Annotated in this window: 6 protein-coding genes and 6 pseudogenes; 2 read left to right on the top strand and 10 right to left on the bottom strand. The window is 30.2% G+C overall.

The window, feature by feature from the left end; genetic code table 4:
• Positions 1-6432 (top strand): annotated as a pseudogene (locus tag MOSC01_RS04735) (hypothetical protein); the annotation flags it as partial.
• 123 nt (positions 6433-6555) lie between these two features.
• Here MOSC01_RS04735 and MOSC01_RS04625 read toward each other — a convergent pair.
• Positions 6556-6762: pseudogene (locus MOSC01_RS04625) on the bottom strand (IS1634 family transposase); the annotation flags it as partial.
• 173 nt (positions 6763-6935) lie between these two features.
• Between MOSC01_RS04625 and MOSC01_RS04620 the strand changes: the two are divergent.
• Positions 6936-7208: pseudogene (locus MOSC01_RS04620) on the top strand (IS3 family transposase); the annotation flags it as partial.
• A gap of 82 nt (positions 7209-7290) precedes the next feature.
• Here the strand turns inward: MOSC01_RS04620 and MOSC01_RS04615 are convergent.
• From MOSC01_RS04615 to MOSC01_RS04730, 9 genes and pseudogenes are all read right to left on the bottom strand, one after another.
• Positions 7291-7574 (bottom strand): annotated as a pseudogene (locus MOSC01_RS04615) (IS1634 family transposase); the annotation flags it as partial.
• A gap of 273 nt (positions 7575-7847) precedes the next feature.
• Entirely contained in the window at positions 7848-8690 is an 843-nt protein-coding gene (locus MOSC01_RS0103730) for a KilA-N domain-containing protein (protein WP_010321452.1), read from the bottom strand.
• A gap of 524 nt (positions 8691-9214) precedes the next feature.
• Positions 9215-11068, bottom strand: a complete 1854-nt coding sequence (locus tag MOSC01_RS0103725; RefSeq protein WP_010321451.1) for a hypothetical protein — start codon at positions 11066-11068, stop codon at positions 9215-9217.
• The gene (locus tag MOSC01_RS0103720) at positions 11061-11936 is read right to left on the bottom strand and encodes a Dam family site-specific DNA-(adenine-N6)-methyltransferase (RefSeq protein WP_010321450.1); all 876 of its coding nucleotides are present in this window, start codon (positions 11934-11936) and stop codon (positions 11061-11063) included. The genes MOSC01_RS0103725 and MOSC01_RS0103720 overlap by 8 nt, the downstream gene beginning before the upstream one ends.
• A complete protein-coding gene (locus MOSC01_RS0103715; RefSeq protein WP_010321449.1) occupies positions 11929-12642 on the bottom strand; it encodes a DNA-methyltransferase in 714 nt (237 codons plus the stop codon). The genes MOSC01_RS0103720 and MOSC01_RS0103715 overlap by 8 nt, the downstream gene beginning before the upstream one ends.
• Positions 12643-13095: 453 nt before the next feature.
• Positions 13096-13539 (bottom strand): ribonuclease HII, encoded by a 444-nt coding sequence (locus MOSC01_RS04345; RefSeq protein ID WP_318023788.1) that lies wholly within the window; start codon positions 13537-13539, stop codon positions 13096-13098.
• Between the two features lie 216 nt (positions 13540-13755).
• Positions 13756-14700, bottom strand: a pseudogene (locus MOSC01_RS04340) (IS256 family transposase); the annotation flags it as partial.
• On the bottom strand, positions 14660-14866 hold the full coding sequence (locus MOSC01_RS04335; RefSeq protein ID WP_010321447.1) for a hypothetical protein: 207 nt from the start codon (positions 14864-14866) through the stop codon (positions 14660-14662). The pseudogene MOSC01_RS04340 and the gene MOSC01_RS04335, both read right to left, overlap by 41 nt.
• A 403-nt stretch (positions 14867-15269) precedes the next feature.
• Positions 15270-21696, bottom strand: a pseudogene (locus tag MOSC01_RS04730) (hypothetical protein); the annotation flags it as partial.

The raw sequence follows: 21696 nt of genomic DNA, 5'->3' as shown, positions 1-21696 counted from the left end.
ACAAATCAAAAATTTTCAGATTTTGCAATTAAAGTTAGTGATCCAGGGACAAATTCTAAAATTGAAGGAAGTGTTTCAGGGAATGGTCAAATTCAATTCGGTGAGCAATTTATCATTAGACCTGAATCAGCAAAAATTGTCAAAATTGAAATTGATGACAAAAAAGTTGATAGCGCAACAATTACTTTAACTTTTGATAAATTTGATGAGTATTTAAAACATGTTGATTATCAAGATAAGTTAGAACTAGTTTATTACCAAACCGGTTCAATTGCTGAAAAAACTGCTAAATTAACTGTTGATGCTGCAGAGCTAGATAGTGTCAAATTTAAAGCTGAGTTAACTAACCTTGAAAAAGGAACCGGATTTCGTGTTTTAGGAATTAAACAAACAGGTTCTGGTGGTGGCTCAAGACGTCGCCGAAGCACGACTTCAGCCAAACCATTAAATTTTGTTTTTGATACAAGTCTAACAGAAGACGAGAAAAAATTTGCAACTCTACCAATTGTTAATTCAATTTTACAATTTCGTAATAATATAAACCCTGAAGATTATGATTTTCTTTTAAATCTTAAAGATACTGGTGAGGTATTCAAACAAATTCAAGCCGGTCAAAGCAAAGCAATAAAAGCAAAAATTCAGTATAAAAAAGTTGTTGATGGTAATGAAGCAAAAGAAACAATCCAGGAAGTATTAGCAACGCTACAAAGAACTTCTACAGGTCCAGATAAACAGTCAGCAGACGAGCTCATCGATGAGAGTACAACATTCAAATTTACTCTTCAAAATCTTGATCCTTTTGCTCAATATTACATAACAAAAATTGCTTATGATACAAATGATCAATTAGATAGTGTTTTAACTACTAAGACTGAAACTGATGGTGATCAAAATTCAGGACTTTTTAATTTTTCACCTCAAGCTGAAGAAAAACGGGCATTTTTAACTTATCCAGCCAGAGTTGATGTAAAGTCAATCGAAATTCAACCCGATTTTAATCAAAATAATGCAAAACTAACAATTAAATTTGATCCAAAATACAAAGCTTTTCTTGAGACAAACCCAAAAATCAAGGTTAACTATACAAGTCCAAAAGGTTTAGGTCAAAGTGTTGAAATTGACAAAAATAATTTTAATTCAATAGTAAATACAGCTTCCGGAGAACCAAGTGTTGAAGTAACTATTAATAATATTAATGAACCAGGAAAATATGTTGTTGAATCACTTGATTTTCTTGATAAAGATTTAAATTCTCCTTTGCTATCAGGCTTGGAACTTCCACCAATTGAAATTAAAGAATCAATTACTATTGAAAAACGTAGTTTTTATACAAATACAAAAATAATTGCAATTCGTAAAAAAGCAATTTCAGAAACAAGTGCAACAATTGAATTAGTAATTGAAGACCCAAATGGTTCATTTATTGGTAAAAAAGTAAAAGGAACTTTTACATACCAATCTAATAAAACCAGTCAAACAAGACAAGAAGATGGCACAATTATTGCTGATGAGGTAGGAAAGACTTCCAAAGTAGTCTTCCAATTAAAAAATCTCGAAAAAAATACTGATTATAATATTACTTCATTAGTTTTTGATCAAGCCCAAAACCAAACAACGCTTGGTGCAAATCAGTCTCAATTTAATGTTCAACAAGATATTGAATTTGACGACCAAAAAATCCAGGAAAATGCTTCGCCAGATCCAACAGGTCAACAAATAACTGCTGACCAGAAAAAACAATTTAAAACAACTTTTGAATCAGCAACCGCTCTAGGAATTACTTACCAATTAGATCAAGACCAAAATGGTAAGCCTTGGCAAAAAGCAAAAGTTAGAGTATTTTTCTCAAGTGAGGACAAACCACTCGAAGAAAAGTCAACAAGACTAAAGTTAGTTTATAAATCTTCAAAACAAGGAATTTCTAATACATCAACAACTTCTGTTCAAGCTCAATTATTATCAACTCAGACTCAACAAGGCCAAAATCCTCAAGATTGATTAAATACCCAACCAGATCAGGCTCATTATTATTATGAATTTGATCTTGATAATTTAGATGCAGGAGCTGAATATACAATTATCGGTCTTGAAGATGAAGCTCAAAAAATTAAAATTATCGTCCCTGATCCTAATGCCCCAGTTGCGGTTAATTTTTCTTCACAAATAAATACTCAGCCTTCATTTAGTTTTAATACTGCCCCACTGATTACAAAAATGACTTATGTTCCTAGTGAAACAAGTATTAATCTAATTTTAGCTGTTGAAAACTCACAAAAATTAGACTTTTCTAATCATAGAGCCATTATTAAATACAGAAAACTTGTTAATAATACAGGTTCTTATGGCTGGCAAGATCCAACACAAAATTCTAATAGCAATTCTGCAAGCGAAAATATTGATACAATCACGGTTAGAGTACCTCAAAGACAACAAGACCCCGCTAACCAGGCTCAACAACAAGAAAATGAAGAAAATTTCGGAATTACCTTTTTGGAATTCGGACTAGGCGGGCTTGAAAAAGGTTCTTGATATTTAATTGAAGAAATTAGTCTTTCAACTAGAGATGGAGCTTCTACACCATTAAGTCTTTATCTTGACAAAGAAAATATGGAACCTGTAGACAAAAAAACAGCAACATCTGAGTCAGAAAAATGACAAACAATTGTTAATACAACAATTGAATCAACAACAATTATAAGCGCAGCCACTTCAACGATGCCTGGTTCAAATATCAGTGTCGACGGAAGTCAAAAAAATACTTCTGAGCTAACAAGTGGATATTTCCAAGTTGATCTTGATAGTGCTGATCTAGTTTTCCTAAAAGATAAATATAATATTCAACTTGAGCTTGAATCAGTTGAAAAGAAAATCTTTTATACTGAATCTAAAGAAATAACAACTTCAGGTGCTGGTTCTGGACAAAATGCACAAATTGTTCTTGAAGCTAAAGGTCTTATTCCGGGAGATAAATATACAATTAAAAATTATATATTTAATCTAAAACAAGGAAATCAAAATACTTTTGCCGTTCGCCTACCACAAAAATTAAAAGTAACTCCGCCTACTAATAATGATAGCATTGATTTAAAAACTCAAAATGCAATTAAGGCAATTAAATATGAGGCTGTTGCCGAAGGTCAAACCAATATTGATGTTGAATTTTACAACAATAATGGTGAGCTAAATAATAAAGAATTAGAGCTATCAGCCAAAATTGATGAAGAATTTGGAAATAAATATATTCCAACAAGTTGAAAAGATCAAGATAAAAAAGTCTCTGCCACACAAACACTAAGTCAATCTGGCGCCCAAATAGTTTCAAGTGTTCAATTTGTCGTTAATAAAGGACTTAAAAAAGCAAAACAATATATTATTGAATCAATTAAACAAAAAGATGCAACTCAGGGTGGTGGAGGAGTCCAAGGTTCCTCTGGGTCTGGAACTGATATTACTTTTGATACCCCAATAAGTCAAGAAAGTGCCTTACAACGTAAGTTTTATTCAATAGCAGAAAAAACTAAATTAATTAATACTACAATTAGTGATGTTACAACCGATTCGGCAACAATTAAATTAGAATTTGACGAAAATGATGCTTTCTTAAAAGATGATCTTGTTACTTTGTATTTAGAAAAAGATGATAAATCCCAATCAATTGGAGCTACAACTACTATTACTAATTCAGGTGGTAGTGGAACCGATAAATTAGAAGCTACCTTTAGATTCTTAAATATCCTTGAACCAGGAAGAAAATACAAAATTAATGCCTTAACATCAAAAACAGTTGATCTTAAAGTTGATGATACTTCAAAAGTTGCTAACCCTAATTTAACTCAAGGTTGAAGATTTACTCCTACTGGTGGTTCTGGCTCTACTTCTTCTTCTACTTCTTCTACTTCTTCTTCAAGTTCTACTTCGTCTGCCTCAAATACTCAAGTTATTCTTTATTTTATTACTCAACCTTTAATAACAAATATTGTTAAAACACAAATTAATGATAATGATGCTACAATCGAACTTGAAGGTTGAACTAAAGATCTCCAAGATGCTGGTTTTGAACCTAAATTCACTCTTACCGAGAAGAATCCTCAACCTCAACCTCAACCTCAACCAAAAGAAGGGCAAAAAGAAAATTCTTCGCCTCCTATTGATAACAAAATTACCTTTAAAGTTTCTTCTTTAGAGCAATTTACTGAGTATAATAATATAACTCTAACATTAAAAAAAGACGGAACTTCCGGAGCAGGAGTAACTTCGACCACAAACCAACTTAGTCAAGATTTTACAGTTCCATTTGCTCCCGAAATTGCCTCAGGAGCAAAACAATCTCTACGAGAGTTTCGAACAACAGCTAAAAAATTAAATTTAGCAGATTCAAATGCATTGGTGCTAAAACCAATTTCAACCACAACTGTAAATCTTAGTGTTAAACTAAAAAATCAAAAACAAGCTGATTCGATTGCTAATGTTCCTTTTTCGGTATTATACAAAAAAGTCTTTCCTAAATATGAAACTGAAAATATTGGTATAGAAAATATAAGTTCAAATCCGGTTTTAATTAATACAAATACTCAAACTTTAACTTTTAATATTCCAAATCTTGAACCAGGAGCAATTTATGAAGTAACCCAAATTGCTCCTAATGATGGACATAAACAAGAAGATCATAAAATTGAAAGTTTTAGTCATGATACCCAACTTTTAAAATATCTTAAAACAGTTGACGGCCTACCGGTTAACAACGCTTCTATTGTAGACGGCAAACAAAGCAAAATTTATTTTGCTCCATTAAATGTCCCTGTTAAATTAGAGCGAGCTTGATCACATCCACTTAGATATGATTATTATGAGGGCGAACAAGTTTATATTAAATTTAACAAGGAAGCAGGTACTGCAATTACGCTTGATTGACTAAAACAAAATCTCAAACTGGAATTAATTCCCCACCGTACTCATATAGGGGCAGTCACACAAGGTCAGCAAAATGTTAAAAAAGAACTAAGTAGTGCAGCTGAATATCAAGAGAAAGCTAAAGGTGAGTTTAACGCTGATGTTACTTTGTCTGATTTAAAATGAGATCCAGAAAAAACTACCGCTACCTTAAAAGTTCAACCAAGAACATTAAAGTCCATTGTCGCAGCGACAATTAAAATCACAATTAAGGATGTGGATAATTATCACATTGATCCAACACAAGAACTTTCTCTGCCTGCTCTTGCTGCTCCTACATCTTCTCCTACCGCTCCCGCTTCTGCCACACCAGATAATTCTCAATCTATAAGTTTTAGACTCCAATCAAGTGCTGTAATGGTTACCCCTACTAATGTTGACTATATGAATCCAGGACTAATTGGATTTAGTTATGCAATTTATGATCCTCTTGATTTAATTCAAAAAACGGGAAAAGATTACAATCCTTTTGGGGAATTCCCACATTTAACGCCTTATAAAGAACAAGATTGACTAAAGGTTATTATTAATAAACAATATAATACTACTAAACGCAACGCTCCGCTTGATGTCCCTGATAATACAATTTTTAATAGAATTAGAGGAAAAAGAGAAGCCAACAAAAGTTGAGAAGATCCTAACGTTCTAGATATTCCTGAAGAACCAGTTGCAATTAGAACAAAAACCGATAATAAATATAATATAAAATATTTAACACTTTATTGGCGAATTAATTCTGATACTGGTTTATTCGAGATTCCTGAAAAATTTAAAAATGCAAAAAAACTTTGGTATCCTGCCGGAAAACTTGTTCATTTGCCAATTTCACTTCAATTTAAAAATGATTCTTTATCGTCCTTATCTTCTTCTTATTCCTTTGTTCTTAATTCGCCTTATGCTAATCCCGGGCATATAATGCCTTATGCTTCCACCGCTAATCCACATGATGCACAATCTATCATTGATCCAGGAGTAAACTATTGGCAAATATGAAAACAAGGTTCGCCACAACACAGAGATACATCTCAGCTAATACCGCGAATTGATCTTTTTGAAAAACATATTTCTAAAGTTTTTTGGTCCGCACCTTCATTTGAATGGACAACCGATGATAAAGTTCTTAACAGTGTCTTTTTTCTAAACCGTAAAGTTCCGGTATTTACTGATCTTAACAAAACAAAAAATTATAAAATTGATACTGGGCAACGTGGAACCACCGATTTTAAAGGTGGTTATACTTTTGACATTCTATATGTTCATAATAGGGAAAACCACGTCAACACCCCACCAAATCTTGTACACACTCAAATGAAATGAGATTATTGATGACAAACCAATTCTGCGCCACAATTAGAGAATACACCGCATAAATCTTCCTGAATAATTTCAATTACTGGCCCTTCAGGCAAACCTTTATTATACGATCCAATTAATTACTATGCAATGCTTGGGCCTTTTGAACCGCCTGAATTACCTGAATAATTTTAATAATATAAACAAAACGAAAAAAGAACAGCAGATACGCTGTTCTTTTAGTAATCTTAAAAAAGCATCTGGTTTTAGGCAGTTTTTTAAGTTTTTTGGTAAAAGTTAGTTACAATTTTTTTACCGATTTATTAAGATATCAAAGTAAAAATCATACCTATTTCAAATATTCGGATCACTAGGAACACCATCTCGATTTTTAAATGTTATTTGCTGATCTAAAGTGTTAAATTCAACCCTTTGCCTTAATTTTTGCAACATCGTTACTAAACCAACTTCAGTTAATTGATTGTTTTCAAATAACTTGTTATCACTAATATGTTTGTCCCGAGTTTCCCAGTTTGACGAGATAATCTGAAAAAAGTGTCTGGTTTAAACCAAGACAAAAAAAATTAACACTAAGGTGTTGGCTTTTTTGTCCGAGTTTAAGGAGAAAGCTAACACCCAAAGTGTTAGCTTTTTTAAATTTTCAAATGCAACAAAAAGGAGAATACTAATGTCAATACACTTCAAAAATCTATATTGACAAAATAAATAAAATGGGAGGAACTGTTTCGTTATCTCGTCTAGGAAATTCATTAGATAATAGGGAGGCTGAATACTGATTTTCAATTATAAAAAGTGAATGCTTAAACGAGTTAGACTACAGTAAAATAACTTTAGAAGATCTGAAAAAAATAATTGCAGATTATATATTTTGATACAACAACTATAGAATTCAATCGATTTTAAATTGAAAAACACCACAGCAATATGCTATGATGTTAAAATAATATTAAACTGTTAATTTTTTTTGTCCTAGTTTAGTTTTAGGCACTTTTTTAAATTTTTTGGAAAAAGTTAATTACAATTTTATTAGTGATTTATTAAGATATCAAAGTAGAAATCATATCTATTTCAAATATTCGGATCACTAGGCACACCATCTCGATTTTTAAATGTTATTTGCTGATCTAAAGTGTTAAATTCAACCCTTTGTCTTAATTTTTGCAACATCGTTACTAAACCAACTTCAGTTAATTGATTGTTTGCAAATAACTTGTTTCAAATTTCATGTTTGAAATTTCCTTAAAATATTTAGGTTTTTTGCCAAACAATTTGTTTACTTCAATAAAACCATCTCTATTTTGTTTTTTCATAATTTATAATTATACCATAAAATTACTTAAAATGCAATTAAATGCCATTAATAAAAATTAAGGTTTAACGTCAAAAAACACTGATTTACGGTATTTTTGCGTATTTACATTCAATAGAAAGTAAATTTTTGCTATTAAACTGGGAAACTAAGGCATGAAATTCAAGTTAGTTTTTATCTTTTTTTGATATTAAAAAATGCAAGCAATTTTGCTTGCATAACACACTTAATTTTATAGGTCCTTATTTATTTATTCACAAACTAACAGTAATTATTACTTGCTTTCTAATTTTTTAATGCCACTATCATTAAGTTTTTCAAGTGATGTCAACTGTGTTCTTGCGAGTTTTCTAAGTTCTATCATTCTTTCTTTTTGAACCATACCTTTACCAATAAGGGTTGCATTATAGCTTTCCATATTCGCAAGAACCAATAATTCATTTAAGCTTGCATAATCTCTTATATTTCCTTCAAGATCTGGATTTTCATCTCGCCACTGTCTAGCTGTTTTATTAAATAAGGCAACATTTAACATATCTGCTTCGCTTGCATATTTATATGATAATTGTTCACTTGTTAAATCAGATAGCAGATATTCCTTGATAGCATCTGTATGAATTTTGTAGTTAATTTTAGAGATTTCACGATGTAAATTTCAAGTAAGGGATAACTTAGAATTTTGATCTGGCTTAAGCCTTTTATAGTCTTGGATGATATACAACTTAAATTCAGGAGATATCCATGAAGCAAATTCCATGGCTATATAAAAATGGGCATATGTTCCACCATATCTTCCAGCCTTTGAAACAATACCTATTGCATTTGTATTTTCAATCCATTTTTGTGGTGTCATTGTAAATCTATTTAGACCCGCGTCCATTTTAAACGTGTCGAATTGCACACGGTTAAAATTTTTATTATTTAATATCTCCCACAAACCTATAAATTCTAGTGTATTTCTATTTCTCATCCAATTCTGAATAACAAATCGTGAATCATCTTTGTTTTTATACCTTGCAATATCTGTTAAACTTATATAATCATTTTTAAAATCTTCTGTATAAATTTGTATTTCAAAACCCTTTGCCTCTAGTGTTTCTTTTTTTGTTTTTGACAAAATATATCCCCTTTCTTTTCTTCTATGTACTGTTTACAATTATTTAAACTTTAAATAACTCTAAACGGTACATAGATTTTTAATTTTTATAGTTTTTAACTTTGGTAGAAACTTCAAAACCCTTGTATTTACCTGATAACATGCCTGTCTCTATTATAACATGAAACCCAGAAATCGGGCCATAAACTTTAATTGTTTCACGGTCTTTTAAGTGGTGATGGTCATTTAAAATTTCAGTTTGGTCAAAATTAATTTCTTCTCAATTGATTTTGGCTGAAAAATATTTTAAATCCGGGCGGTCAACACCTTGTTTAAGTAGCTCATCTTCTCGTTTTTTGATAAAAATCGATAAAAAATCAAACCTAAAATATAGTTTATAATCATCGTATTTGCTAACAATTTCTTTAGCTACTAAGTCATATGGGGATAAATTTTGTTGCTACTTTTTCATATTTTGGGCCTTTATGATAAATTTTATCAAAACAGATTTGCCTTAAAAACACAAAATACTTAATATTCCCATTTTAATAGTATTCATCAATTTTTTCTAAATTATCAAACATATTACTATCGAAAAAAACATCGTTTATTATAGTTTTTTTCATTTTTTCATTCTCTTTATTTATTCAATTCTTATCTAGATTATAACTTTCTAAAAATTCAAAACTGTTAATATAAGATTTGATTAATATTGGATTCAAAAAAATTAAATTATCTGTTGATATTCATTTTTTCTGCATTTTTGAAAATTCTTTTAAATTATCAAATGCAAAATAAAGATATTGCAATAAAGATTTGTGCAGGTATTTGGTAAAAAATAAGACAATTGTTTCTTTGCTATTTTTTTCTCACGCACTAAAAGCATGTCTTTTTATTGGCTCAACTTCATTTTTGATTAAAGCAGAAAGATGTTTTAAAGTAGTTGTTTCAATCAGAATATTTTTGTTGTTTGTCTCTATAAAACCATCTGATCCACCTCCCGGGGCTTGACAAGTAGGCATTAGTTTTGAGTTTAGTTTAGTTTTGCAAATGTTAATAAATGAATCTACGTGAATAGAAGGTTGTTTATGTTGAATAGATAACCAAACGTGTAAATTTATTAGGTACTCATATAATAGATATATTGGTATACCCACCAATGATTTGATATTGTCTAAATTTTTAATCTTATTGCGCTCTTTAAGAACAAGATTAATGTTGCAATCGTTCTTTAAAATTAGGTTTACCTCATCAAGTGTAAATGGTATTGGAATATTTTCATTTATAGAGTCAACATTTGTTGAAAATGATTCAATTAATTTAAAAATATTTTCCATAGTTTGTTTCAAACTTGTTTTTTGAGAGAAAAAATTCCCTTGTTCTAGCAATTTTTCAAGTAAATTGACAATATTTTCATTCTTTAATTTAATAAATGAGGTTTCAGAATTTTTATCAATTTTAAAGATATTTAAAGACTGTAACCAATATAAATTTATGCTTGAATATTCATCCTCAGCGGTTATCGACTTTCTAATAGAATCAATTGAGGAAAAAAACTTATCGGTACGTGTTGTTTTTATTAAATATGACAATTCTTCTACATATGTAGTGATTTTTTTCTTGTCAAATTCTTCTATCTCTTGCGATAAATATTTAAGAATGATTTTTGAAACAACCATACGCTTGCTACCCTTGCTTACAATAGAAGAAAAAGCAAGAAGAAACTCTTTAACTCCCTCGTAATCTGAGTTTTTAATTTTAAAAAGATCAACAAATTGAGTTAAAATCTCTATATTTTTCGGTGGTTTTCTGAATGAAGATAATTGATTTTGAATTTTATCGCCCTTGATACCACTATTAACTATGTTTCATTCTTTTCAACCATTTTTGTCCATTGAGCCATTATTCAAAATTGCTTTAATTAACTCTAAAAACGGTTGAATATCACTTTTAACCTCGGTATTAGATAAATTAAAACGAAGAACGATAGTCAATCAAAAAATTTCATAAATAGTTGTTTGAAATTTTTCTCTTAATATCTTTTCTATTTTTTCATATTTATCAGAATCGATTAGTTGATTAAAAAAATATCCGTCGTCAGTTAGAATACCTTTAAATGATTTGGTTGATTTATGTTCAATTAATCCCAATCATTTTAATGTTTTCAATAATAAATTTATGTCTTTTTTAATGTGCTCGCCTGGCGTTTTGTTTCTTTTATATCCTTCTTTGACACATTTTTCTCAAAAATACTCAAAATCACTTATTTCTGACTTTTCACTAATTTCACCACTATTATAATTTGCAATAAATTTCATAGCAAAAGTGTAAAGAGCTAATTGATTATTAACTCTTCAAGCAGTGTCTCCAAGTTTTCAATTTGTTTTATTATTACTCATAATTCCAAAAAATAATTTCCTCTACTTCTTTGTTTTTTCTATGGTAATTAGAATTTTTATAACTAATATTTAACTTTTTGACATTAATTGACCGGTCTTCTATAAATTTCTTTAATACGGTATTTATATTATTTCCATTTTTTAAAAAATTAGACGCAACAAATTTAATTCCTTTATCATCTAAAATTTTGAAAATTGAAATAAGTCTATTTTCGTCAGTTATTGATCATGTTGAATTATATGGTGCTTGAGATACAAGGTAAGGGGGGTCAAAATAAAAAATAATTTTTTCGGGGTCAAGTTTTTTTATTATTTTTAAAACAAAATCCTCAAAATCCTCATTATAAAGTTTTATATTTCTATCTTTAGCTAATTGACTAAATAGTTCCAAATTTTTTCGGCGATAGTTCGAATAACCACTTTTACCAATCGGAACATTAAATTGTCCTTTTGAATTAAATCTTATCTCAGAGTTAAAGCTAAAGAAAACTAATACTATTAAGGAAACAATGTCTCTATTATAGTGATTGTAATCATCGCGAAGTTTTTTATATCCAATATTATTTTTTTTATAGTCTTTTTGTGTAATCAAGGAATATTTATTAACTTTTTCTTTAATTAAATTATCTATATGTTTAAATTCATTTTTTATAAAAAAATTTATTATGTTGAATAATTCTTTGTCTTTTTCATTAAAAATAATATTTTTAAAACCCGAGTTAATTCCAACATTAAAGCTTCCGCCAAAAACATCGATAAAGAAATAATCATCGCATACTTCTGGGCTTGGGATAATATCTAATAATTCGGGTAATATTCTAAACTTATTGCCTATGTGATTTAAAGGTGATCTAACTAAATTACTCATTTTTAAAATTTTTAAGCCTTTCCATTATTTTTTTATAATAACCTTCATCTATTTCAGATCCGATAAATCTTCTTTTTGTTTTCAAAGCAGCTACTGCCGTAGTTCCGCTACCCATAAACAAATCCAAAACTAAATCATTGGGGTTGGTATGTAATTTGATTAAATCAATAATCAAATTAAGCGGTTTTTGTGTAGGGTGAAATCTCTTACCACTTCCAAGTTCACTTGAGTAAACATATTCTGGTTTTATATAAGCCTTATCTTTTTTTAACTCAAAGTTAAAAGTTCATTTTTTTCCTGGTTTGACAGCTCATAAAGCAAATTCAAAATCTGAAACGTATCGTCTTTTTGTATTTCTTGGCATTGGATTTTTTTTAACCCATCTAATAAGGTCCTTAACAAGGAAGCCATTGAGTTCAAGTGTTCGTGCGATTTCACCTAAATTTTTTCAATCATTGAAAATAATTATTGAACCACCATTCTTAATAAATGGGGATGTTAAATTTATTCATTCTGATTGGTCAAAATTTTTGTCTCACTCTCCAAAATCAATTCCGTTTCTGCCAATAGATTTGAAATTATTTTTTCTGCTTATATTGTAAGGAGGGTCGGTTATAACTGCATCAACTTTTATTTTATTATCTCGCAAATATTGTAAAAGAATTTTATAGTCATCATTTAATACAAAATCAATTTTTCCTGACATAATCCTCCAAAAATAAACAAAATTTATTAAATAAAAAATGTAAATTCTATTTTATAAACAACCTAGAACTAATATTTTTACTTTTTATAAAAAATATAAACTCTTATGCAAAATGTTTTGTATTTGCGAGTATATTCTAATGATAACAAATTTTAAAAAATGCTTTTAAATAGACCAAAAGCTAGCTAAAATTAAGACTAAACTATTTATCATTAAAGTATATCAAGTTTGTATCAATATATAACTAGTATACATACAAAGTAAGGAAATCGATTCTAATTGTCTCTTTTCATTTATGTGTTAATTAATTACTGATTTAATATTCTTATAACTAAGTCTATGTTCTAGGTAAATTCCATGCTTTACTATTGCTTCTTGATGTAATTTAGTACAATACCTCTTATGTTTTGCAAATTGATATTGCGGATATAGTTTATCGATTTTGAGCATATATTAATCTCTTGCTACTTTAGCCAATATTGAGGCAGCGGCAACATTTAATGATTGTGAATCGCCCTTAATTAAATTTAACTGTTTAATATTTGTGCTAGTGACTGGCTCAAAATCAGTAATGATTAAATCGATATCGTTGAATTCTTTAACAATTTTATTCATTAAGTTGCGAGTAGCTTGTTTTGGATTGAATTCGTCAACATATTCTGCGCTTGCAAATTCAATTTTATATTCAATAGCGTTTTGGATTATTAATTCATAAGCCTTTTCTCTTTTTGATTCTGAAAGTTTTTTAGAGTCATTTATCAAATCGCTTTTAAAGTTTTTAGGTAAAACTACTCCAGCAACAACAAGTGGTCCGGCGCAGCAATCACGACCTGCTTCATCAATTCCTAAAATCTTGTTATATTGAGTAAGTGTGTCTTCAATATTTAATTTAAACATATTTTCCTTATACAAAATTGTGGGAGTGTTCATAATTTTGTGTTTTAAATTTAATGGATTTTTTTCTGATAGAAATCTAATTAATTTTACATTATTTAATCGATTAGGGAAAATAATTTCTAATTGTTTTTTAATTATGAATCAATTTCTTACCTGCCTTTGCCATTTTATAGATGCGTCTTGGAGCGTTAAATAAGTTATTTTTGAAAGGTAATTTACACTTTGAATTCTGCCTTTTGTTTTTGTATTTTTCCTAATTAATCTATTTACTGATTCAATTATATTTGTAGTATAAATTGCTTGTCTCAATTCATAAGGATATTTAAAAAATGTCGTTAATTAAACGAAGTTTGTATACCAAGACTTGATAATTAAAGGATATTTTTTTTCTCATTTTTTGGCAAATTCGTCAAGATTTTGCATCGTAAATTCTTGATTAATCGCTTGATAAATACTTTTCATATCAGAGGCAAAGTCTTTTTTGTCCTTGTAAGAAACTTTTAAAAGTGAGTTTCTAATTTGGTGAACAACACATTTTTGAACATCTGTTTGCGGGAAAATCGCTTTAATTGCTTGACTAATTCCGCTTAGATTATCGCAAGAAATTATTAGGACATCTTGCAGCCCACGAGTTTTTAGTTCGCTAAAAACATCAAGTCAATTACTTGCTGATTCGCTATTTTTAATCCAAAATCCCAGTACTTTTTTATTGCCTTGCCAATCAATTGCAAGAATAAGATAAAGTGATTTTTTGACAAAAACACCGTTTTCTTTAACATTAAAAAACATCCCATCAATGTACAAAATTGGATAGGAATTCTCAATTTTTTGCGATTTTCATTTTTCAATTTCAGGTAATAATTTGTCAGTAATTGAAGAAATTCAGGCGTTACTTACTTCCTTTTTATAGATACTTTTAATTGTATTAGTAATATTTTCATATGACATTCCTGATGCAAAAAGCGAAAACACTTGCTCTTCGATATCACCTAAATTTGTTTCGTATTTACCGATGAATTTGTTTTCAAAAGTGCCATTTCGATTTCTTGGTATTTTTAGATGCATATTTTTACTATTATAATTCACAGTTTTTCACGAAAACCCGTTTCGCTTATTCGGTCTATGCGCACCATTTTTGCTTCTGCTTTTTTCATAGCCTAAATGTTGGCTTAATTCCGCGTTTAAGATCGGCTAGCAAATTTTTAAATATATGAGAAATTTGGTTGTGAAAGTCTTCTTTTATTAATTTTTTATAATCATCGTATTTGCTAACAATTTCTTTAGCTACTAAGTCATATGGCGATAAATTTTGTTGCTGCTTTTTCATATTTTGGTCCTTTATGATAAATTTTATCAAAACAGATTTACCTTAAAAACACAAAATACTTAATATTCCTGTAAAATTTTGAAGTCTAATAAAATTTGTGACTATGTTGATTTTTATTGTTTTAACTCTAAAGAATAAATAAAAAACTAGTTGTCTGAATTTTTTCTACTAATTTAAACCAAGCATTTTTTTACAAAAGGTTAATTTTAAAATAATAAAAATTGAGATTTCAGCGTCAAAAAACACGGATTTACGAGTATTTTTGCATATTTATATTCACTAAAAAGTGAATTTTTGCCTTCAAACTGGGAAACTCGGGACTCAAGATTGTTGTATTTTTATTTTTAATTTGAAAAAGAACAGCAAACACGCTGTTCTTTTCTTTATTATTTATATTTTAAAATTATTCTGGCAGTTCAGGTGGTTCAAAAGGACCTAACATTGCATAATAATTAATTGGATCGTATAATAAAGGCTTGCCTTGAGGATTGGTTATTGATATTATTCATGAAGATTTATGCCTTTTGTTTTCTAAATGTTCCGCAGAATTGGTTTGCCATCAATAATCTCATTTCATTTGAGTGTGTACAAGTTCTGGTGGGATTTTGACGTGGTTTTCCCTATTCTTAACGTATAGAATGTCTCAGGTTTTACCGTTTCGGAAATCGGTGGTTCCACGTTGCCCAGTATCAATTTTATAATTTCTTGTTTTGTCGTAATCAGTAAATACCGGAACTTTACGATTTAGATAAAAGAAAGTATTAAGATCTCTATCATTGGTTGTTCATTCAAATGAAGGTGCGGACCAAAAAACTTTAGAAATATGTTTTTCAAAAAGATTAATTCGCGGTATTAGCTGAGATGTATCTCTATGTTTTGTTCAACCTTGATTTCATAATTGTCAATAGTTTACTCCTGGGGCAATGATCGAGTCTGCATCATGTGGATTAGCGGTGGAAGCATAAGGCATTATATGCCCGGGATTAGCATAAGGCGAATTAAGAACAAAGGAATAAGAAGAAGATAAAGATGATAAAGAATCATTTTTAAATTGAAGTGAAATTGGCAAATGAACGAGTTTTCCGGCAGGATACCAAAGTTTTTTTGCATCTCTAAATTTTTCAGGAATCTCAAATGTTCCAGTATTAGAATTAATTCGTCAATAAAGTGTTAAATATTTTATATTATATTTATTATCGGTTTTTGTTCTAATTGCAACTGGTTCTTCGGGAATATCTAGAACGGTAGGATTTTCTCAACTTTTGGCCGCTTCTTTTTTCCCTTTAATTTTATCAAAAATTGTTTTATCAGGGACTTGGAGTTGAGCTTCAGATTTAGTAGTATTAAATTGTTTATTAATAATAACTTTTAGTCAATCTTGTTCTTTATAAGGAGTTAAATGTGGAAACTCACCAAAGGGATTATAATCTTTTCCAGTTTTTTGAATTAAATCAAGCGGATCATAAATTGCATAACTAAATCCAATTAGCCCTGGATTCATATAATCAACATTAGTAGGGGTAACCATTACAGCACTTGATTGGAGTCTAAAACTTATAGACTGAGAATTATCTGGAGTAGGAGAGGTAGGAGAGGTAGGAGAGGCAGGAGAGGCGGAAGTGGTAGCGGTAGCTGCGGCAGGGGTAGCAAGTTCTTTTGTCGGATCAAGGTGATAATTATTCACATCCTTAATTGTGATTTTAATTGTCGCAGCAACAATGGACTTTAATGATCTTGGTTGAACTTTTAAGGTAGCGGTAGTTTTTTCTGGATCTCATTTTAAATTCGACAAAGTAACATCAGTGTTAAACTCACCTTTAGTTTTCTCATGATAGCTACCTGCCTCACTTAGTTTTTTTTCAACATTTTCTTGGCCTGTTGTGACTCTCCCTATATGAGTACGGTGGGGAATTAATTCCAATTTGAGATTTTGTTTTAGTCAATCAAGTGTAATTGCAGTACCTGCTTCCTTGTTAAATTTAATATAAACTTGTTCGCCTTCATAATAATCATATCTGAGTGGATGTGACCAAGCTCGCTCTAATTTAACAGGAACATTTAATGGTGAAAAGTATATTTTTTCGGGATTAGAACCTTGAGTTTTAGATTTAATTGGTAAAGATTCAACATCTTTTAAATATTTTAAAAGTTTTTCATGAGGTTTAAGATCAACAATATTATGATTGTCTTTTGGGTGTTTATCTTTATAAAAAGGCTCAACACCTTGAACTTCGTAAATAGCCCCAGGTTCAAGATTTAGAACATTAAATGTGAATTTTTGCTCTGGAACATTAATTAAAACCGGATTAGTAGTTGATTCAAGAACATCAGCTTCATAAGTTGGAAAAATCTTTTTGTATCTTAGGACAAATGGGACATCAGCAACCGAGTTTGCTTGCTTATCATCTTTTAGTTTGATTGAAATATTGACAGCAGAAGTTGAAATCGGCTCTAAACTAACGGGGTTTGAAGCGGCTAAATTCAATGTTTTAGCTGTAGTACGAAACTCTCGTAGAGATTGTTTTGCACCTGAGGCAATTTCGGGGGCAAAAGGAACTGTAAAATCTTGACTAAGTTGGTTTGTGTTTGGACTTACTCCTCCACCGCCAGCACCGTTTTTCTCTAATGTTAGAGTTATATTATTATACTCAGTAAATTGTTCAAGACCATTAACTTTAAAGGTAATTGAATTATTTTCAGGCGGTGATGATTGTTCCTTTCGGCCTTCTTTGATATCGTTATCAGTACCAACACCAGATCCGGCAGGCTGAGGTTGAGGTTGTTGAGGCTGTTGGGTTGATTGTTTTTTAGTTACAGTAAATTTAGGGTTAAAGCCAGCATCTTGGAGATCTTGAGTTCAACCTTCAAGTTTAATTTTAGCATGATCGTCTTCAATTGTTTCTTTAATAATATTTGTTATTAAAGGTTGAGTAATAAAATCAAGAATAACTTGACCTATTGAGGTGCTAGTAGTACTTGTAGTAGTTGGAGAAGAAGTAGAAGCACTAGTAGTACTAGTAGAAGTAAATTTTCAACCTTGAGTTAAATTAGGATCGGTAACTTTTGAAGTATCATCAACTTTAAGATCAACAGTTTTTGATGTTAGAGCATTAATTTTGTATTTTATTCCAGGCTCAAGAATATTTAAAAATTTAAAAGTAGCATGTAATTTATCTTGATTAGATCCTGTTCCGGCAGCTCCGCCTGATGAACTACCAGAGTTAGTAATTAAGGTTGTTGCTCCAATTGATTGGGATTTATCACCTTTTTCTAAATACAAAGTAACAAGATCATCTTTTAAGAAAGCATCATCTTTGTCAAATTCTAGCGTAATTGTTGCCGAATCGGTTGTAACATCACTAATTGTAGTATTAATTAATTTAGTTTTTTCAGCTTTTGAATAAAACTTACGTTGTAATGCACTTTCTTGACTAATTGGGGTGTCAAAAGTAATTTCTGTTCCGGCACCACTTGATGAGCCTTGGCCTCCTCCGTCAGCCGAAGTTGCATCTTTTTGTTTAATTGACTTAATAATATATTGTTTTGCTTTTTTAAGTCCAGAAGTAATTTCAAATTTTAATGTTGAAACAATTTGCCCGTCTATTGGAGTTAAAGTTTTTGAACTAGTTACTTTTTTGTCAGTGTCTCCTCAACTTGTAGGGAGATATTTATTTCCAAAATCTTTATCAATTTCGGCTGATAACTCTAATTCTTTATTATTTAGCTCACCATTGTTATTATAAAATTCAACATCAATATTAGTTGTCCCTTCTGAGACAGCTTCATATTTAATTGCCTTAATTGCGTTTTGGGTTTTTAAATTAATGTCTGCATTATTAGTCGGCGGAGTTACTTTTAATTTTTGTGGTAAGCGAACGGCAAAATTCTCTTGGTCTCCTTCTTTTAAATTAAATATATAATTTTTAATTGTATATTTATCTCCAGGAATAAGACCTTTAGCTTCAAGAATAATTTGTGTATTTTTTCCAGCACCAGCGCTTGTATTTGTGTCAGTTATTTCTTTAGATTCAGTATAAAAAATTTTCTTTTCAACTGATTCAAGCTCAAGTTGAATATTATATTTATCTTTTAGGAAAACTAGATCAGCGCTATCAAGATCAATTTGGAAATGTCCAGAAGTTAATTGGGGAGTATTTTTTGGTTGGCCATCAACGGTTATATTTGAACCATTTGTCGTTGAAGTGGTTGCACTTTTAATTGTTGTTGATTCAATTGTTGTATTGACAATTGTTTGCCATTTTTCTGATTCAGATGTTTCTGTTTTTTTGTCAACAGGTTCCATTTTTTCTTTGTCAAGATAAAGACTTAAGGGTGTCGGGTTTGCCCCTCTAGTTGAAAGACTAATTTCTTCAATTAAATACCAAGAACCTTTTTCAAGCCCTCCTAGTTCAAATTCCAAAAAGGTAATTCCGAAATTTTCTTCATTTTGTTGTTGACTAGCCTGGTTAGTTGGGTCTTGTTGTCTTTGAGGTACTCTAACTGTGATTGTATCAGCCGTATCGCTTAAATCATTGCCACTAGCTTTATTTGTTGGATCTTGCCAACCATATTTATTTGTCTCATTTTCAAGTTTTTTGTATTTAATAGTGGCTCTATGATTAGAAAAGTCTAATTTTTGTGAGTTTTCAACGGCTAAAATTAATTTAATACTTTTTTCACCAGGAACATAAGTCATTTTTGTAATTAATGGCGCGGTATTAAAACTAAATGAAGAATTAGCGGTTGCCTGGCTTGAAAAATTAACTGCAATTGGTGCATTAGGATCAGGAACAATAATTTTAATTTTTTCGGCCTCATCTTCAAGACCAATTATTGTATATTGGGCTCCTGCATCTAAATTATCAAGATCAAATTCATAATAATAATGAGCCTCATCTGGTTGATTATTTAATCAATTTTGTTGTGGCTGACCTTGTTGAGTCTGAATTGATAATAATTTAGCATTAACAAAAGCTTCTGATTCTTTTGAAATTCCTTGTTTTGAAGATTTATAAACTAATTTAAGTCTTGTTGACTTTTCTTCAAGTGGTTTGTCCTGACTTGAGAAAAACACTCTAACTTTTGCTTTTTGCCAAGGCTTACCATCCTGGGTTTGATCTAATTGGTAAGTAATTCCTAGAGCTGTTGCTGATTCAAAAGTTGTTTTAAATTGTTTAATTTCAGCAACTTCTTGGGATTGGCTTGAGTCTGCATTAGCATTTATTTTAATTTGTTCGTCATTAAATTCAATGTTTTGTTGATTATTAAATTGGCTTGTATCGCCGCCAGCATTTTGTCCTTGAGGGGTTTGACTTTGGTCAAAAACTAAAGAAGTAATGCTGTAGTCAGTGTTTTTAGACAGACCTTTTAGTTGGAAAACTACTTTTGAAGTTTTTTCAATTTCATCAGCAATAATTGTTCCACTTTCTTCTTTTGTTTGACTAGCTTGATTAGCCTGGTATGTAAAAGTTCCTTTTACTTTTTTACCAATAAATGAACCATTTGGATCTTCAATTACTAATTCAATTGTTGCACTTGTTTCTGAAATTGCCTTTTTACGAATTGCAACTACTTTTGTATTTGTATAAAAACTACGTTTTGCAATTGTTACTGATTCTTTAATTTCAACAGGTGGTAATTCTAAACTAGAAAGTAAAGTTGAAGTCGATTTTTCATCGGCAAATTCAAGTGATTCAACAACATATTTTCCTGGTTCATTAATATTGTTAATTGTTACTTCAACACTTGGTTCTTGAGAATTTGTATCTCTTGTTGAATTAAAATTGTCTTTGTCAATTTCAACACTTTGGCCTAAACCTTTTGGACTTGTATAGTTAACTTTGAGTTTATTGTATGTATCAAGAAAAGCTTTGTATTTTTCGTCAAATTTAATTGTTAGTTTTGCATTGTTTTGACTAAAATCGGGCTGAATTTCAATTGACTTTACTTCAACTTTGGCTGGATAAGTTAAAAATGCCCGTTTTTCTTCGGCCTGAGGTGAAAAATTAAAGAGTCCTGAATTTTCATCACCATCATCTTCGGTTTTACTAGTTAAAACATCACTTAATTGATCATTTGTATCATAAGCAATTTTAGTAATATAGTATTGGGCAAAAGATTCAAGACTAGTAAGAGTAAATTTAAATGTTGTGTTTTGTTCTGTTGAATCGTTTGATTCTTTCTCTTGCCCTTGGGCACTTCCTAAAGTGGCAATAACTTCTTGGATTGTTTCTTTTGCCTCATTACCTTGGACAACTTTTTTGTACTGAATTTTTGCTTTTATTGATTTAGACTGACTTGCTTGGATTTGCTTAAATACCTCACCAGTATCTTTAAGACTTAAGAGAAAATCATAATCTTCAGGATTTCTATCATTACGAAATTGTAAAATTGAATTAACAATTGGTAGAGTTGCAAATTTTTTGGTGTCTTCAGTTAATTTAGAGTCAAAAACAAAATTTAGATTTGGACTTGAAGTTGTGCTACGACGACGCCTTGAGCCACCACCACTAGAACCTTTTTGTCTAATACCTAAAACACGAAATCCGGTTCCTTTTTCAAGACTGGTAAGCTCAGCTTTAAATTTAACTTCGTCTGCAGTTGCATTATCAAGACTTAATGGGGCGGTTTTTTCATCAATTGAACCTGTTTGGTAATAAACTAGTTCTAATTTGTCTTGATAGTCTGCGTGTTTTAAATACTTATCTGAATTATCAAAAGTTAGAGTGATAGTTGCACTATCAACTTTCTTGTCATCAATTTCAATTTTGACAATTTTTGCTGATTCAGGTTTAATGATAAATTGATTTCCAAATTCAATTGATCCATTT

The organism is Mesomycoplasma ovipneumoniae SC01, from assembly GCF_000218525.1.
Taxonomy (GTDB): Bacteria; Bacillota_I; Bacilli_A; order Mycoplasmatales; family Metamycoplasmataceae; genus Mesomycoplasma; species Mesomycoplasma ovipneumoniae_A.
The sequence above is the reverse complement of the archived record's forward strand: the minus strand, read 5'-3'. Positions and strand labels throughout refer to the sequence as shown.